The 16473-nt window shown below is 69.7% G+C and carries 16 protein-coding genes and 4 tRNA genes; 13 read left to right on the top strand and 7 right to left on the bottom strand.

The window, feature by feature from the left end; all coding sequences use genetic code 11:
- Window positions 1-120 precede the first annotated feature (120 nt).
- Together IF64_RS0105030 and IF64_RS0105025 are read left to right on the top strand one after the other, a co-directional pair.
- Window positions 121-1179 (top strand): ATP-binding cassette domain-containing protein, encoded by a 1059-nt coding sequence (locus IF64_RS0105030; protein ID WP_051757472.1) that lies wholly within the window; start codon window positions 121-123, stop codon window positions 1177-1179.
- Window positions 1180-1327: 148 nt separating this feature from the next.
- Window positions 1328-2299, top strand: a complete 972-nt coding sequence (locus tag IF64_RS0105025) for a gamma-glutamyltransferase (RefSeq protein WP_281292283.1) — start codon at window positions 1328-1330, stop codon at window positions 2297-2299.
- A gap of 90 nt (window positions 2300-2389) precedes the next feature.
- On the opposite strand, the gene IF64_RS0105020 is transcribed toward IF64_RS0105025, so the two are convergent.
- From IF64_RS0105020 to IF64_RS0105005, 4 genes are all read right to left on the bottom strand, one after another.
- Window positions 2390-2464 (bottom strand) — tRNA-Val (locus tag IF64_RS0105020).
- Window position 2465: 1 nt separating this feature from the next.
- Window positions 2466-2537 (bottom strand) — tRNA-Cys (locus tag IF64_RS0105015).
- A gap of 54 nt (window positions 2538-2591) precedes the next feature.
- Window positions 2592-2664, bottom strand: a tRNA-Gly gene (locus IF64_RS0105010).
- Window positions 2665-2801: 137 nt separating this feature from the next.
- Window positions 2802-3227 carry an SsgA family sporulation/cell division regulator gene (locus tag IF64_RS0105005; protein ID WP_030530815.1) on the bottom strand — a complete coding sequence of 142 codons (426 nt, stop codon included), beginning with the start codon at window positions 3225-3227 and terminating at the stop codon, window positions 2802-2804.
- Window positions 3228-3626: 399 nt separating this feature from the next.
- On the opposite strand from IF64_RS0105005, the gene IF64_RS0105000 reads away from it, so the two are divergent.
- The 4 genes from IF64_RS0105000 (at window position 3627) to IF64_RS0104985 (ending at window position 7276) form a co-directional block, all read left to right on the top strand.
- A tRNA-Val gene (locus IF64_RS0105000) sits at window positions 3627-3698 on the top strand.
- 241 nt (window positions 3699-3939) lie between these two features.
- Window positions 3940-4551: a malonic semialdehyde reductase gene (locus IF64_RS0104995; protein WP_030530814.1), complete on the top strand. Its 612-nt coding sequence runs from the start codon at window positions 3940-3942 to the stop codon at window positions 4549-4551.
- A gap of 101 nt (window positions 4552-4652) precedes the next feature.
- Complete coding sequence (gene thrS, locus IF64_RS0104990) at window positions 4653-6707, top strand: threonine--tRNA ligase (RefSeq protein WP_030530813.1); 2055 nt, start codon at window positions 4653-4655, stop codon at window positions 6705-6707.
- A 5-nt stretch (window positions 6708-6712) separates the two neighbouring features.
- Window positions 6713-7276, top strand: a complete 564-nt coding sequence (locus tag IF64_RS0104985) for an HIT family protein (RefSeq protein ID WP_030530812.1) — start codon at window positions 6713-6715, stop codon at window positions 7274-7276.
- Window positions 7277-7387: 111 nt separating this feature from the next.
- On the opposite strand, the gene IF64_RS0104980 is transcribed toward IF64_RS0104985, so the two are convergent.
- Window positions 7388-7933 carry a YceI family protein gene (locus tag IF64_RS0104980; protein ID WP_030530811.1) on the bottom strand — a complete coding sequence of 182 codons (546 nt, stop codon included), beginning with the start codon at window positions 7931-7933 and terminating at the stop codon, window positions 7388-7390.
- 120 nt (window positions 7934-8053) lie between these two features.
- On the opposite strand from IF64_RS0104980, the gene IF64_RS0104975 reads away from it, so the two are divergent.
- The 6 genes from IF64_RS0104975 to IF64_RS0104950 all read left to right on the top strand — a co-directional run bounded on the left by IF64_RS0104975 (window position 8054) and on the right by IF64_RS0104950 (window position 12653).
- Window positions 8054-8641 (top strand): MarR family winged helix-turn-helix transcriptional regulator, encoded by a 588-nt coding sequence (locus tag IF64_RS0104975; protein WP_051757470.1) that lies wholly within the window; start codon window positions 8054-8056, stop codon window positions 8639-8641.
- A gap of 130 nt (window positions 8642-8771) precedes the next feature.
- Window positions 8772-9383: a phosphatidylinositol phosphate synthase gene (gene pgsA, locus IF64_RS0104970; RefSeq protein WP_030530809.1), complete on the top strand. Its 612-nt coding sequence runs from the start codon at window positions 8772-8774 to the stop codon at window positions 9381-9383.
- A complete protein-coding gene (locus tag IF64_RS0104965) occupies window positions 9380-10345 on the top strand; it encodes a phosphatidylinositol mannoside acyltransferase (protein WP_030530808.1) in 966 nt (321 codons plus the stop codon). Before pgsA ends, IF64_RS0104965 begins: the two co-directional genes overlap by 4 nt.
- A 5-nt stretch (window positions 10346-10350) precedes the next feature.
- On the top strand, window positions 10351-11490 hold the full coding sequence (locus IF64_RS0104960) for a glycosyltransferase family 4 protein (protein ID WP_030530807.1): 1140 nt from the start codon (window positions 10351-10353) through the stop codon (window positions 11488-11490).
- A complete protein-coding gene (locus IF64_RS0104955) occupies window positions 11487-12020 on the top strand; it encodes a hypothetical protein (RefSeq protein ID WP_030530806.1) in 534 nt (177 codons plus the stop codon). The genes IF64_RS0104960 and IF64_RS0104955 overlap by 4 nt, the downstream gene beginning before the upstream one ends.
- A gap of 207 nt (window positions 12021-12227) precedes the next feature.
- The gene (locus IF64_RS0104950) at window positions 12228-12653 is read left to right on the top strand and encodes an XdhC family protein (protein WP_036875798.1); all 426 of its coding nucleotides are present in this window, start codon (window positions 12228-12230) and stop codon (window positions 12651-12653) included.
- A 9-nt stretch (window positions 12654-12662) separates the two neighbouring features.
- On the opposite strand, the gene IF64_RS0104945 is transcribed toward IF64_RS0104950, so the two are convergent.
- A complete protein-coding gene (locus IF64_RS0104945) occupies window positions 12663-14774 on the bottom strand; it encodes an elongation factor G-like protein EF-G2 (protein ID WP_030530804.1) in 2112 nt (703 codons plus the stop codon).
- 197 nt (window positions 14775-14971) lie between these two features.
- On the opposite strand from IF64_RS0104945, the gene pdxS reads away from it, so the two are divergent.
- Window positions 14972-15883, top strand: a complete 912-nt coding sequence (gene pdxS / locus IF64_RS0104940; protein ID WP_030530803.1) for a pyridoxal 5'-phosphate synthase lyase subunit PdxS — start codon at window positions 14972-14974, stop codon at window positions 15881-15883.
- 52 nt (window positions 15884-15935) lie between these two features.
- On the opposite strand, the gene IF64_RS0104935 is transcribed toward pdxS, so the two are convergent.
- Window positions 15936-16463, bottom strand: a complete 528-nt coding sequence (locus IF64_RS0104935) for a helix-turn-helix domain-containing protein (protein WP_030530802.1) — start codon at window positions 16461-16463, stop codon at window positions 15936-15938.
- Window positions 16464-16473: the final 10 nt, after the last annotated feature.

Here is a 16473-nt window from a genome sequence, read left to right as displayed (position 1 = left end):
CCGACACGGAGACACCCAACGACCCCATCCTCGAACTCAGCGCCTAACAACCCCAGAGAAGGACAACGCAGCACTACACCACCACAAGGGACTTGACCGGCCAGGAGCGACCTTTACGATGTGATCCTCGGATGGCGCGGGGCACTGATCGTCGTGAGCCACGATGTCACTCTCCTCGATCTCATGGAGGATACCGCTGAACTACGCACTGGTTCGTTGACCGTGTTCGGCGGAAACTACAGCACCTATCGACAGCACGTGGAGCAGGAACAGGCGGCGGTCGAACAGGCGCGTCGCACAGCGGAGCAGAAGGTCAAGACCGAGGAGAAACAGCGGATCGAGGCGCAGACCAAGCTCGCCCGGCGTGCCCGGTATGCGCGCACGGACTCCGCGAACAAGCGCAAGCCGAAGATCGTCATGAACCAGCGCAAGACCGAAGCCCAGGTCTCCGCAGGCAAGCTCCGCGGAGAGCTTGACGAGAAGGTCGAGGCTGCGCGACGTGAGGCCGAGCAGCAAGCCGCACGGCTCCGGGACGATGCCCACATCAAGATCGACTTACCCGACCCCGAAGTCCCCGCCGCACGGCGCTTGGCGGAACTGCATGATGGCCGCGGCCTCAGATTCGTCGTGCAGGGCCCGGAGCGGGTCGCGCTGACCGGCCGCAACGGCATCGGAAAGACGCGCCTTCTCCGCACTCTGGTCCATCCGCAGAGCGTCGCCCACGGGGCAGCGCGGGCGACGAGATGCACGGATCGCATTGGCTACCTGCCTCAGCGGCTCGACCATTTGAACGAGGACCGAAGCATCCTCGACACGGTACGCGCCGCAGCGCCCCGTGCGCTGGAGGGGGACCTCCGCGCGAATCTCGCTCGCTTCCTCTTCCGGGCGGATGCCGTCCATCGCCGGGTGGCCGATCTCTCCGGCGGCGAACGTTTCCGCGTCGCCCTCGCGACGCTCCTCCTCGCTGAACCCGCGCATCAGCTTCTCGTGCTTGACGAACCGACCAACAACCTGGATCTGGGCAGCATCGATGAACTCGTCTCCGCGCTGGAGGCCTATCGCGGCGGCCTCATCGTCGTCAGCCATGACGACGCCTTCCTCGCCCGCCTACGCATCGACACCTGGATCACGCTCGACGAGAACGGGTTGACCCGAGGTTTTGACGTCCGCACTTCCTAGGGAGGAGCGTAGAATCAAGGCGTGTCGCCCGCCTGCCGGTGAGGAGCCAACGGCCCTTCGTCGCGAGTGGCACGCTGAGGGCACGAACCGTGGATGAGGTTGCGCAAGCCGCCCCGGTTCCGAGCCTTCTCGCCAGCAGAGACAAGGGCTGGCCGTCCCGAGGCTCTCGCCGTCCGGCGAGAACTGGGACTACTACCTCGGCGATTTCGCCACGGCGTTCTCCATGGAGTGCGCGCGGGGCGGGGGAGTGATCAGCGCCGACGACTTCCACGCCTACGAGCCGCGCTGGTACGAACCAGTGCGCGGAACCTATCGAGGCATGGAGGTGGTGGCCTCGGCTCCGCCGGACGATGGCGGTGCCCAACTGATCGATGCGCTGGCGCTCCTGGAAGCTCGCGACGTGGCTGCGATGGGGCCGGCGACGGAGTCGGCGGAGACGCTGGAACTGCTCGCAGACGTGCACAACCAGGTCTACTATGCGCCGGCGCGCGCAGGCCGGAATGCGGCGTCGGGCATGGTGGACCGGCCGGGTAGCGGTCCTGTGCCGTCCCCGGGGACGATTCACGTCACGGTCGTGGACGAGCAGCGGAACGTCGCGTCACTCACGCATTCGCATATGGCCTCCCCGTGGGTGAACGGGCTGTTCGCCGAGGGCACGCAGTTGTCCGCAGGAGGATCGTTCTTTCAACGCGGTATGCCCGCACTCGGTGAACGGGCGACGGTGTATCTCGCTCCGAATATGGTGTTGGCGCACGGTCGCCCCGTGCTTGCCTCCGGTTCGCCGTCGGTGTCTCTGGTGGCGTGCGTTCTGCAGAGCCTGGTGCACGTCATCGATTTCGGGCTGCCGATCGAGGAGGTCGTCGCTATGCCGCGCTTCGGTGCGCGGCCGCACGAGCCCGAGCACGGGTGGCTGCCCGGCGTCACGCTCGAGCACGGATTCCCGGCTGCGGTCGATGCGGAGTTCCGTCGTCGGTGGACGGCTCGCGGGGGATGGCTCGCCGATCTCGGTCCGTGGCACTCGCTGACCGGGAACTTCGACGGCGTCACGATCGACCCCGGCTCCGGAGTTCTCCGCGCTTGCGCGGATCCGAGGAGGAACGGCGCCGCGGAAGCGTTCTGACGGCCGCGCCGAGGGAGTTCCTCGCCGACCGCCGCAGCCACCCCGCAACGAGAAAGTCCCCACCCCGGCTTCCCGGGATGGGGACTTTGTTGGTGCGCGATACTGGGATCGAACCAGTGACCTCTACCGTGTCAAGGTAGCGCTCTCCCGCTGAGCTAATCGCGCGAGGCGGCGGCGGGAATCGAACCCGCGTACAGGGCTTTGCAGGCCCTTGCCTGAACCACTCGGCCACGCCGCCGCATATGTGAATCGGGCATTCGCCTGATCCAACTGCGGGTAGCCGCCGCAGTCGAGCGGACGACGGGACTCGAACCCGCGACCCTCACCTTGGCAAGGTGATGCGCTACCAGCTGCGCTACGTCCGCATTTTTCCGGCCCCGGAGGCAACTCCCTGAGGTGTTTCCCCGTCGCCGTGGTGTGTGAAGAACTGTACCGGCCCCGGCATCGGGCCCTGCACGGGGGGTCGCTTTCTGTCACGACCCCACCGCGGCGGCCGGTGTGATCAGCCCAAATCGTTGGGGATGAGCCGCGTCAGCGCCTCGTCGACGTCCACCCACAGGTGTTCGTTGCCCGGCAGCACCACGTCGTAGGTCCGGTCGAGGAAGTCGGCGAGCTCCTCGGCGGACGCCTCGAACATCGCGTGCCCGGACGGTGAGGTGAGCTCGATCAGCACCGATTCGGGATCCTCGGTGGACGGCCGGATGTGCACGTCGCCGTCCCCGGCGTCGGCGAGCAGGCCGTCGGCGATCAGATCGCGCGCGAACACCCATTCGACCCAGCCGGCTCTGCCCGTGCGGAACGCCGCGATGACGGCGTAGGGGTCCTGGGTGTCGTACCGGAGCTCCACCTTCACCGGAACGGGAGGCGTTTTCGGTGCCAGCAGGTCGAAGACCGCGTTGGACCGGAGCGTCACGTGATCGTTTCGCATGGTCGTACCCTTCTGCTCCCTTCCCGGCCGGTCGGCCGAGGCTTGACTGTGAGACGCAGCCGGAGCCCGATTCGCTCGCGGTGATCGCTGAGACCACTCGGACGAGTTAGCGGGTGTAGCGCCCGTCACCTCCGGTCAGCCTCGGCCGCGCTTCCGCGACCGCGTGTGTCGCACACGTCCGTACATACTGGCCGGTTTACTTCCTCCGCGATAGGACCGGGATCGCCCGTGTTGTCCACGACATAGGCCCGCGCGGCGCGTTCGGCGCCGACACGGTGCCGTTGTCCAGCCTCTTCTACGGAGCGTTTCCGCACGTATGCGCACCGTGTGGGTCGAAGGACCACCCGTTTGTCGGCGGCCTAACGGCGTCCGCTACAGTTGATCGCACAACAGCACAGAGCGCGATTAGCTCAGCGGGAGAGCGCTTCGTTCACACCGAAGAGGTCACTGGTTCGATCCCAGTATCGCGCACCCCACGAAAGCGCACCTGCGACAGCGGGTGCGCTTTCTTCGTGTTCACGCATCGCTGGGGGTGGACCGGAAGTCGACGGACACAGCTCCTGCGCTGGTCGTTCCAGTTTCAACGATGAGCTGCCGCGAGGTATGCCGTCGAGGTGATGTGACGCGCGGCACGAGGCGCTCCAGGAAGTTGTCAAGGGCTCAACTATGTTGTGCTCGGTAGATCGACCACCGACGGAAAGGCGACGGCGACATGACCTCCTCCACGACCGACTCCGTGCTCGAGCTGCAGGCCGAGGCGCAGAACCTGCTGTTCCGCGAGGCGCGCACGGCCAACACGTTCAGCTCCGAGCCCGTCGCCGACGAGCAGCTGCGGGCCATCTACGACCTGGTGAAGTGGGCGCCGACGTCCATGAACAACCAGCCGCTGCGCGCGCTCGTCGTGCGCACCGACGACGCCAAACAGCGTCTCCTCAAGCACATGGCCGAGGGCAACCGCCCGAAGACCGAGGCTGCGCCGGTCACCGTCGTGCTCGCCGCCGACGCGGACTTCCACGAGAACCTGCCCACCGTCTTCCCGCACGCGCCCGGCGCGAAGGACATGTTCAGCGACCCCGCAGGCCGCGAGCAGGTCTCGAAGCTCAACGCGTCCCTGCAGGTCGGCTACTTCATCCTCGGCGTGCGCGCCGCGGGGCTCGCCGCGGGTCCGATGACCGGGTTCGACGCCGCGGGGATCGACGCCGAGTTCTTCACCGACAAGCCGTGGAAGTCCCTCGTCGTGGTGAACATCGGCAAGCCGGGCGAGAACGCCTGGCAGCAGCGCCTGCCGCGGCTGGACTACGACGAGGTCGTCGCCACCGTCTGAGCGGGCCGGAGAACGTGCGGGCGGCGAACCGGCGGCCGCGGCCCGGTGGCTAGCATTGACCCAGCAAGTACCTGTGTTAATGCGCTTTCGAGGAGTTCACCGTGTCGCAGCCGTCGTTCGTCGCCGCCGAAACCACCGGACGCGTGGTGGTGCCGGCGGGCACTACGGCGGGTGCCGCGGTGCGCGAGGCAGGCCTGCCGAGCAAGGGGCCGGACGCGATCGTCGTCGTGCGCGACGCCGAAGGGCAGCTGCGCGACCTGGCGTGGGCGCCCGAGGTGGACGTCGAGGTCGAGCCCGTCGCCGCCGACACCGAGGACGGCCGGAGCGTCATCCGGCACTCCGCCGCCCACGTGCTCGCCCAGGCCGTGCAGCAGCAGTTCCCCGAGGCCAAGCTCGGTATCGGCCCGCCGGTCAAGGACGGCTTCTACTACGACTTCGCCGTCGACACCCCGTTCACTCCCGAGGACCTGCAGGCGCTGGAGAAGCGCATGAAGCAGATCATCAAGGGTGCCCAGCAGTTCTCTCGGCGGCGCGTCGACTCGATCGAGGCGGCGAAGGAAGAGCTCGCCGACGAGCCGTTCAAACTCGAGCTGGTCGACCTGAAGTCCGGCGACGACAGTGGCGACACCGTCGACACCTCCGAGGTGATGGAGGTCGGCGGCGGCGAGCTGACGATCTACGACAACCTCGACCCGCGCAGCAAGGAACGGGTCTGGGGCGACCTCTGCCGGGGTCCGCACGTGCCCACCACCAAATACATCCCGGCGTTCAAGCTCACCCGCACGGCCGCCGCCTACTGGCGCGGGGACCAGGCCAACCAGCAGCTGCAGCGCATCTACGGAACGGCGTGGGAATCCCAGGAGAAGCTCGACGAGTACATCGAGCGGCTCGCCGAGGCCGAACGGCGCGATCACCGCAAACTGGGCGCCGAGCTCGACCTGTTCTCGTTCCCCGACGAGATCGGTTCGGGTCTGCCGGTGTTCCACCCCAAGGGCGGCATCATCAAGCGGGAGATGGAGGACTACGTCCGCCAGCGCCACATCGACGAGGGCTTCGAGTACGTCGGCACCCCGCACATCTCGCACGAGCAGCTGTTCCACACCTCGGGTCACCTGCCGTACTACGCGGACACCATGTTCCCGCCGATGGAGTTCGACGGGTACCAGTATCGCCTCAAGGCGATGAACTGCCCGATGCACAACCTCATCTACCGCTCGCGCGGACGGTCCTACCGGGAGCTTCCGCTGCGGCTGTTCGAGTTCGGGCACGTGTACCGGTACGAGAAGTCCGGGGTCATCCAGGGACTGACCCGCGTGCGCGGATTCGCGCAGGACGACTCGCACAGCTACTGCACCAAGGAACAGGCACCCGACGAAGTCAAGCACCTGCTGCACTTCATGCTGTCGGTGCTGCGCGATTTCGGCATGGATGACTTCTACCTGGAGATGTCCACGCGGGACGAGTCCAAACCGGACAAGTTCGCCGGATCCGACGCCGACTGGGCCGAAGCGACGGCCGTGCTCGAGCAGGTGGCGCACGACACCGGCCTGGAACTCGTGGCCGACCCCGGTGGTGCGGCGTTCTACGGCCCCAAGATCTCCGTGCAGGCCAAGGACGCGATCGGCCGGACTTGGCAGATGGGCACGGTGCAGTACGACTTCAACCAGCCCGAGGGCTTCGAGCTGGAGTACCAGGCGGCCGACGGCGAGCGGAAGCGGCCGATCATGATTCACTCGGCGAAGTTCGGCTCCATCGAGCGGTTCTTCGGTGTCCTCACCGAGCACTACGCGGGTGCGTTCCCCGCGTGGCTCGCGCCGGTCCAGGTGGTGGGGATCCCGATCGCCGGCGAGCACGTCGAGCACCTGCGCGGCGTCGAGAAGGCATTGCGGGCCAAGGGAATCCGCGTCGAGGTCGACACCAGCGACGACCGGATGCAGAAGAAGATCCGCACCCACACCACCCAGAAGGTGCCGTTCCTGTTGCTCGCGGGCGGCAAGGACGTCGAGGCGGGCGCGGTGTCGTTCCGGTTCCGCGACGGCACGCAGATCAACGGCGTGCCGACGGACCGTGCGGTCCAGGTCATCGCGGACTGGGTCGCGCGCAGGGAGAACACCTCGCCGACGGCGGAGGCCGTGGAGGTCCACGTTGGACAGTGAGTGCCGTGGACGGTGACGCCGCGGCGGGGAACGGCGACACGTCCCTCGTCGGCCAGGACGGTGTCGGGGTTCCGGACCAGCTTCAGCGACTCTGGACCCCGCACCGGATGGCGTACATCAAAGGCGAGAACAAGCCCGAGCACGATCGCGAGCACGGGTGCCCGTTCTGCCGGCTCGTCGGAATGCCCGACGACGAGGCGCTGATCGTCGCGCGCGGGAGCAGCGTCTACGCGGTCCTGAACCTGTATCCGTACAACCCGGGCCACCTCATGGTCGTGCCGTATCGCCACGTGGCCGACTACACCGAGCTCACCACCGCCGAGACGGCCGAACTCGCCGAGTTCACCCAGCACGCCATGACGGTCGTGCGGACGGTGTCCGACGCGCACGGCTTCAACATCGGGATGAACCAGGGCGTGATCGCCGGGGCGGGCATCGCCGCGCATCTGCACCAGCACGTGGTGCCGCGCTGGGGTGGCGACGCCAACTTCATGCCCGTCGTCGGCCAGACGAAGGTGCTGCCCCAGCTGCTCGGCCAGACCCGGCAGCTGCTCGCCGACGCCTGGTGAGCGGTGCCGTGACACGCGAAGGCCGCGCCTGCTCGGGGACATCCAGCAGGCGCGGCCTTGGCTCACCGGTTTCCCGTTGCCGGGACTCGGATACGGGGCCGAGGCGGCGTCTCAGTTGTCGAGGACGGCCTCGATGTCGAGGACGATCTTGACCTTGTCGGCCACGACGGCGGTCGGGAACTGGGTCGCGACCTCGAAGTCGCTGCGGTTGATCTCGGTGGAGGCCTCGACACCGATGACCTTGCTGCCCTCGCTCATGCCGTCGCCGAAGCCACCCAGCTCGGCGTTCAGCGACACCGGCTTGGTGACGCCGTGCAGGGTCAGCTCACCGTCGATGACGTAGCCGTCGCCCTCGGGGCGAACACCGGTCGAGCGGAACTCGAGCGTCGGGAACTTCTCGACGTCGAGGAACTCCTCGCCCTTGACGTGGGCGTCGCGCTGCTCGTTCTTGGTGTAGATGCTGTCGGCCTTGATGGTGGCGTTGACCGACGAGTCGGCGAAGGTCTCACCGGTGGTGATCTTGCCCTCGAAGTCGGTGAACTGGCCGCGCACCTTGGACACGCCGAGGTGGCGGGTGATGAACGTGACCTCGGAGTGGACGGGGTCGATGGTCCAGGTGCCGACGATGTACCCGGGGATCTGGGTGGGTGCGCTCATGGCGTTCTCCTCGTGTCTCACGGTGTTGTGTGGAGAGTGCGGTGACCCCGCATGGTTGAGCTCTCAACTACGACTGTAACGCATATTGGTTGAGCGTTCAACCGGGGGTATGATGGCCGTATGGACGAACCGCGATGGCTGAGTGACGAGGAGCAGCGCGTCTGGCGTGCGTTCCGGGAGGCCGTCGGCATGCTCAACGCCCACACGGAGACACAACTCCAGCGTGAGGCCGGAATGCCGCAGGCGTACTACGAAGTGCTCGTCGAACTCTCGGAAGCACCTGATCAGGCGATGCGCATGAGCGACCTCGCCGTCGCGACCCGCTCGTCCCGGAGCAGGCTGTCGCACGCGGTCTCGAAGATGGAGGCCAAGGGCTGGGTGCGGCGGGAGGCGTGCCCGACCGACAAGCGCGGCGCGTTCGCGCACCTGACCGAGGAGGGGTTCACCGCCATCAAGGCGGCCGCGCCGGGCCACGTCGAAGCGGTCCGGACTGCCGTGTTCGACCAGTTGACCTCCGAGCAGGTTCGCCAGCTCGGTGAGATCAGCCTCGCCATCCAGAACGGGCTCATGCCGCGCTGTCCCGAGGTCGAACGCCGCCTTGTCGAGGACGACCTGGGCGAGGTCGCCGAAGGTGCGGTGGGCGACGCGGCCGACGGGAATGCCGGGGAGGCAACCGCGCACGGAGTGTCGACGGCCACACGCGCCTGACGTCCCGGCGCGTACCGGGGTATCCGTCCCGGCGGCCGTCAGGGCAAGTCGATAGGGTTCCTTCGGCACACCAGATCACCTGTCCGTGAACGACCCTGTCCCCGAACCGCTCGCCGCCCCGTAGGACCAGATGCTCAATATCTTCGCGCGCGCCTCGGTATCCCGCGTCACCGATCCGATCGGTGCTGCGCTGGTGCGGATCGGGCTCACGCCCAACGCCATGACGCTCATCGGCACGACCGGTGCGTTGGTGTGCGCGCTCGCGTTCTTCCCCTCCGGGATGCTGCTGTGGGGCACGTTCACGGTCTGGGGCTTCGTCATGCTCGACCTGCTGGACGGCGCCATGGCCCGGGCGCGCGGCAGCACGCCGTTCGGCGCGGTGCTCGACGCGACGTGTGACCGGCTCGTCGACGGTGCCCTGTTCGCCGCGATCGCCTGGTGGGCCTTCGCCGTCGAGGGCAACGAGCGGATCGCCGTCGCCGCGCTGATCTCGCTGGTGCTGGCGCAGGTGATCTCGTACGTCAAGGCGCGGGCCGAGGCGTCCGGGTTCACCTCGGCCGACGGTGGGCTCGTCGAACGTGCGGAACGGTTGATCATCGCCCTCGTCGGCACCGGACTGCAGGGGCTCGGCGTCTCGTTCGCCGTCGAGGTGTCGCAGTGGCTGCTGGTCGCGCTCTCGGCGATCACGTTCCTCCAGCGCATCGTCGGTGTCGCCCACTCTGCACGGGAGCCGCGGTCGTGAGTGGCCTCGCGGGACGCCTCGTCGACGCCGGTTACGCCGCCGGCTGGCGACTGGTGCCCAAACTGCCCACGAAGGCGGCAGGCGTCGCCTTCTGGGCGGCGGCCGATCTCGTCGCCCGCCGCGGCGGGGGCAGCGCCACGCAGTTGCGGGCCAACCTGCGCCGGGTCGTCCCTCAGGCGGGCGAGGCCGAACTCGACGAGCTGACCCGCAGGGCGATGCACTCCTACGCCCGCTACTGGCACGAGGCGTTCCGTCTGCCCAGCACCGAGCGCGCGGCCGTGCTGGCCAACGTCGACATCACCGGCGTCGAGTACCTCGAGGCCGCGCTGGCCGAGGGCAACGGCGCCGTCGTGGCGCTTCCGCACAGCGGCAACTGGGACGTCGCGGGCCTGTGGGCGGTCGACCACCTCGGCGACTTCACCACCGTCGTCGAACGCCTCGAACCCGAGTCGCTGTACCGGCGGTTCGTGGAGTATCGCGAGTCGCTCGGGTTCGAGGTCGTGCCCGCCGACGGCAGTGTGTCGTTCCGGCTGCTGCTGCAACGACTGCGCGAGAACAAGGTCGTGTGCCTCGTCGGCGATCGCGACCTGAACAACACCGGCGTGCCCGTGACGTTCTTCGACGAGCAGGCCCGGTTTCCCGCGGGGCCGGCGCGGCTGGCCGCCAGCACCGGCGCCGCACTGCTGCCGTTGGGCTCGTGGTTCACCGACGAGGGCTGGGGCCTGCGCATCCATCCGCCCGTGCGCGTGGCCAACCGCAGTGAGGCCGCCGCCGCCACCCAGGCACTCGCCGACGTGTTCTCCGGCGACATCGCCGCACACCCCACGGACTGGCACATGCTCCAGCCGTTCTGGCCCGCCGACCGTGAGGACATCGTCGACCCCGGTGAACCGGCCGGCGGCGGCGCGGGTGCGGCCGGCACCGGAACCGACGGGACGAGCGCGGACGCGGACCCGAGGTGAACGCGATGCGGATCGGGATCGTCTGCCCCTACTCGTTCGACGTCCCCGGCGGCGTCCAGGGGCACGTGGTGGATCTGGCGAAGGCACTGCGCGGGCTCGGGCACACCGTGTCGGTGCTGGCCCCGGCCGACGCCGACGCCGACGTGCCGGACTTCGTACACCCGGCCGGGCGCGCCCTCGGCATCCCGTACAACGGGTCGGTGGCGCGCCTGCAGTTCGGGCCGGTGTCCTACGCACGCGTGCGCCGGTGGCTGCGAGACAACCGGTTCGACGTGCTGCACCTGCACGAACCGGCGGCACCGAGCCTGTCGCTGTTGGCGCTGAAGGTCGCCGACGGACCCATCGTCGCGACGTTCCACACCTCGACCCCGCGTTCCCGCACACTCTCGGCGTTCCAGCCGGTGCTGCGGCCCCTGCTGGAGAAGATCACCGCGCGCATCGCCGTCTCGGCCCTGGCCAGGCGGGTGCAGGTGGAACACCTCGGCGGGGACGCCGTCGAGATCCCCAACGGGGTGGACGTGCCGTGGTTCGCCGACGCCACACCGCTGGACGGCTACCCCCGCGAGGGCGGGACGGTCGGGTTCGTCGGCCGCTACACCGAACCGCGCAAGGGGATGGGAGTGCTGCTCGAGGCGCTCAGGGCAGTGGTGCCGGACCGTCCCGACGTCCGGCTCCTCGTGGCGGGCAGGGGCGATGCCGACACCCTGCGGCGCGAGGCCGGTCCCACGCTGAACCGGCATCTCGAGGTGCTGGGCCAGGTCGACGACGCCACCAAGGCACGGGTGCTGCGCAGCGTCGACGTCTACTGCGCCCCCAACACCGGCGGGGAGAGCTTCGGCATGATCCTCACCGAGGCGATGGCGGCGGGCACCCCCGTGCTGGCCAGCGACCTCGACTCGTTCCGCAGGGTGCTCGACGACGGCCGCGCCGGCGTGCTGACCCCGACCGGGGACGCGGCCGCGCTCGGTGCGGCGCTGCGCGACCTGCTGGCCGACCCGGACCGGCGCGCGCGCCTGTCGGCCGCGGGCAGCGAGCGGGTGGCGCGCTACGACTGGCGCACCGTCGTGACGCAGGTGCAGCGCGTCTACGAGACCGCCATCGCCGCCGACCCGCGCAAGGTCAGTCCGGACCAGGACGTCTCATGACCCTGCTGACGGTGCTGGCGGTCGTCGCCGTGCTCGTCGTGGCGGCGGGGCTGTATCTCGTGGCCACGGCCAACCGTCTGGACCGGCTGCACGTGCGCATGGACGCGGGCCGCGCGGCCCTCGACGCGGCGCTGGCCCGACGCGCCGTCGTGGCCCGCACCATCGCCGCCGGCGCACCCGACGCCGCCCCCGACGCCACCACTCCCGACTCCACCGCCGGGCTCGCCGAGGCAGCTCGCGCGGCCGAGGAAGCGCCGTGGGGAGAGCGGGAACCCGCCGAGAACACGCTCACCCGACTGCTCGACCAGGTGGACCGTGCCGCCCTGCCACGTCCGCTGGCCGACGAACTCGCCGACGCCGAACACCGGATGATCATCGCCCGCCGCGTCTACAACGACGCCGTGCGCGACACCCTCGCCCTGCGCAGACGCCGCAAGGTGCGCTACTTCCGCCTGGCGGGCACTGCGCCCCGGCCCGAGTACTTCGAGATCGCCGAGCCCGACCTCCCGGCAGGTCCGCCCGCGGCCTGAACGCGCCGCACCCCCGCGCCGAGTGTCACACTGACGGGTATGGCAATGCCCCCTTCGACCCCTTCGACCCCGTCGACCACACGCCCGGCCCCGGACACGTCGACTCCGGACACGTCGACTCCGGACACGTCGACTCCGGACACCGCAGCGGATCCGTGCGACGTCGCCCACGGTGGCGCGGACTCCGGGCAGCAGACCCGCACCCTCGTGGCGGTCTTCGCCACCCCGGTGGCCGACTTCCTGCTCCGCTACGGCGCCGACGCCGGTTTCCGCACACTGCTGGTCGAACCGGACGAGAAGCGGGTCGCCGACGCCCTGACCGCGATGCCCGAACTCGACGACACCGCCGACGTCGTCGTCACCGACCACCATCGCGACGAGCTCGGCGTCGTGCTCCGCGACGCGCTGGCCCAGCCGGCCAGGTGGGTCGGTGTGATGGGCAACCCCAAGCACACCGGCCCGCACGTCGCGGCGCTGCAGGCACTCGGAGTGTCCGACGAGGACATCGCGCGGGTGCACCGGCCGATCGGCCTGAACATCGGCTCCCGCACCCCGCCGGAGATCGCGATCGCCACGCTGGCGGGCCTGCTCGCCGACCGCAACGGCCGCGCGGGCGGCTTCGAGTTCGGCTGATCCGGTGCGTCAGCGCACCGCCGCGGCGTCCGGTGCCGGGTCGTAGCGGACATGGTGCCGGCTGAAACTCGCCGTGCCCGAGGTGATCGAGCGCAGGTCCACCGCGTAGCGCAGCAGTTCGGTCGCCGGCACCTCCGCCCTGATCACCGTCACCCCGCCGGGCGCGGCCTCGGTGCCCAGGACGCGGCCCCTGCGGGAGGACAGATCACCCAGCACCGCGCCGAGATACTGGTCCGGAAGGTGCACCTCCACCTCGTCGAGCGGTTCCAGGGTGCGCAGCGTGGCGTTCGCGGCGGCGTCCTTCACCGCGAGCGCGCCCGCCGTCTGGAACGCGGCGTCGGACGAGTCCACGCTGTGCGCCTTGCCGTCGACCAGGGTGATCCGCACGTCCACGACGGGCGGGCCACCGGCGATGCCCTCGGCCAGTTGTGCCCGCGCTCCCTTCTCCACGCTCGGGATGTACTGGTGCGGCACCGCGCCGCCGACCACTCGCTCGGCGAACTCGACGCCCGCGCCGCGGGGGAGCGGTTCCACCTCGATGTCGCAGACGGCGTACTGCCCGTGCCCTCCGGACTGTTTGACATGGCGGCCGCGGCCGGTGGCCGCCGCGCCGAACGTGGCACGCAGGGGAATCCGCACCGGCTCGGTCGTCACATCCGCCCCGCCGTCGCGGAGGCGGGCGAGTACGACGTCCGCGTGTGCCTCGCCGGTGCACCACACGACGAGCTGACCGGTCTCGGCGACGCGGTCCAGCCGCAGCGTCGGGTCGGCCGCCACGAGCCTGCCGAGGTTGCGGGCCAGTGCGTCCTCGTCACTGCGCGTCGCGGCCACCACCGCCATCGGAAGCTGTGGTTCGGGCATCGCCCACGGTTCGATCAGCAGCGGATCGTCCGGTGTGGACAGTGTGTCGCCGGTTTCGGCCGAGGAGATCTTCGTCAGTGCGCAGATGTCGCCCGCGACCGCGTACGGAACCTCCCGCAGCGTGGCGCCCAGCGGGCTGTACAGGTGGGCGACGCGTTCGTCGGTGTCGTGGTCGGCGTGGCCACGGTCGGTCAGGCCGTGGCCGGACACGTGCACGGGCCGTTCTGCCTGCAGCCGCCCGGAGAACAGTCGCGCCAGCGACACGCGGCCGACGAACGAGTCGACGGTGGTGCGGATGACCTCGGCGGCCAGTGGCCCGTCGGGATCGGGGGCCAGGCGCGGGTGCGGGATGCCCTCGGGGGAGGCGGCGATCGGCACCGCGCGTTCCAGCGGTGACGGGCAGGCGCGCACGATGCCGTCGAGCACCTCGGCCAGTCCGAGCCCGGTCTCGGCGCACACCGGGATCACGGGGTGGAACGCACCGCGGGACACGGCGGTCTCGAGGTCGGCGATCAGCGTCTCCTCGGCGATCTCCTCGCCGGCGAGGTAGCGATCCATGAGCGTCTCGTCCTCGCTCTCGGCGATGATCCCCTCGATCAGCTCCGCCCGCGCCGCGTGCATCCGGTCGAGATCGCCGGGGTCCGGTTCGCCCACGACCGGCGGATGACCGCCCGCGTAGTCGTAGCGCTTGCCCGTGATGAGACCGACCAGCGCGGTGCCGTCCGACGCGGGCAGGTACAGCGGCAGGACTCCCGCACCGAACGCCTCCGCGCACGCGGCGATTTCGGCGTCGACGTCCGCGCGGGCGTGGTCCACTCGGGACACCAGCACCGCTCGCGGCATGCCGACCCGCGCGCACTCGTTCCACAGCTCGACGGTCGCGGTGTCCACGCCGTGCCCGGCGGAGACGACGAACAGCGCGGCGTCGGCCGCGCGCAGTCCGGCCCGGAGTTCCCCGACGAAGTCGGCGTAGCCGGGGGTGTCGATGAGGTTGATCTTGGTGTCGCCGTGACGCACCGGGGCGACCGACAGCGCGACCGAACGCTGCTGGCGCACCGCGACGGGGTCGTGGTCGCACACGGTCGTGCCGTCGACCACCGCACCGGCGCGCGGCACCGTGCCCGACGCGACGAGCAACGCCTCGGCCAGCGTCGTCTTGCCCGATCCGGACGGCCCGACGAGCGCGACGTTGCGCAGCCTGCGCGGGTCGTCCACCGGTGCGGCGCCCGAGTCGCCGCCCCTGCTCTGCTTCTCGGTCATCACGGCCTCCTCGCGGTCACCGGCACCTGTGTGCTCGATCACACACCCGTGGCGCCGTGACGGCAAGGTGGGTGGACGCTCCGGTTGACGTGTCGGTTGAAGTGGCCTTCCGAGAACGGTCGTGAATGGCCACTTCGGAAGGGCCACGTGCGACCTACGCTGACGGTGAATCCGACGTAGAGGAGAGAGGTTCTTCCGTGTCCCAGTCCGGCGTGTCCACCCCCGTGTCCGAGACCGGCACCGCGCGCGTGAAGCGCGGCATGGCCGAGATGCTCAAAGGCGGCGTGATCATGGACGTCGTCACGCCGGAACAGGCGAAGATCGCCGAGGACGCGGGTGCCGTCGCGGTGATGGCCCTCGAGCGGGTGCCCGCCGACATCCGCGCACAGGGCGGCGTCGCGCGGATGAGCGATCCGGACCTCATCGACGGCATCGTCGACGCGGTGTCGATCCCCGTCATGGCGAAGGCGCGGATCGGGCACTTCGTCGAGGCGCAGGTGTTGCAGTCGCTCGGCGTGGACTACATCGACGAGTCGGAGGTGCTCACGCCCGCCGACTACGCGAACCACATCGACAAGTGGGCCTTCACCGTGCCGTTCGTGTGCGGGGCGACCAACCTCGGTGAGGCGTTGCGGCGCATCACCGAGGGCGCGGCGATGATCCGCTCGAAGGGCGAGGCCGGTACGGGCGACGTGTCCAACGCGACCACTCACATGCGGCAGATCCGCGCCGAACTGCGCAAGCTCGCCGCGCTGCCGGAGGACGAGCTCTACGTCGCGGCGAAGGAGTGGCAGGCGCCCTACGAGCTGGTGCGCGAGGTGGCCGCGACCGGGAAGCTGCCGGTGGTGCTGTTCACCGCGGGCGGCATCGCGACGCCCGCCGACGCGGCGATGATGATGCAGCTCGGCGCCGAGGGCGTGTTCGTCGGCTCGGGGATCTTCAAGTCGGGGGACCCGGCGCGCCGCGCCGAGGCGATCGTCAAGGCCACGACCTTCCACGACGACCCGGACATGCTCGCGAAGGTCTCCCGCGGACTGGGCGAGGCGATGGTCGGCATCAACGTCGACGACGTCCCCGAACCGCACCGCCTCGCCGAGCGCGGCTGGTGATGCGCGTTCCGCGAAATCGGCGGTGTGGCCCGGGCCTGATCTCCCAGGTGGCTCAGACGTGTTCGGAGACGAGGACCGCCGCCGTGCCCGGTTCGAGTGCGCGGAACACGTGCGGGAGGTCGCCGGGGTAGGCGATGTAGTCGCCGGGGGCGAGTTCGACGGGTTCGTCGGCGAGTCCGACCAGGGCGCGGCCCGCGCTGAGCACGACGTGTTCGACCACGCCCGGCATGTGCGGGTCGGATTCGCGCGCCGAGTCGGGTTCGGCGGTGATCAGGTACAGGTCCCTGCGCGCGTTCGGCGGGCACGTCGACAGCACCGTCGCCAGGTAGTCGGCGCGGTCGGCGGAGAACCGCGGTCCCTCGCCCGCGCGCACGAGCCGCACGTGGGGCCGAGCCGGCTGGACCAGGGCCGCGAACGGCACGTCGAGCGCCACGCTCAGTGCCCACAGGGTCTCGATGCTCGGGTTGCCGCCGCCGGATTCCAGTTGCGACAGCGTCGACTTCGCGACACCGGCGCGTTTGGCCAGTTCGGACAGTGACAGTCCGGCCTTGCCTCGTTCCCTGCGCAGCGCCGCGGAGATGTGTGCGAGC

The sequence above is a fragment of the Prauserella rugosa genome, assembly GCF_000719975.1.
Classification (GTDB): Bacteria; Actinomycetota; Actinomycetes; order Mycobacteriales; family Pseudonocardiaceae; genus Prauserella; species Prauserella rugosa.
The sequence above is the reverse complement of the archived record's forward strand: the minus strand, read 5'-3'. Positions and strand labels throughout refer to the sequence as shown.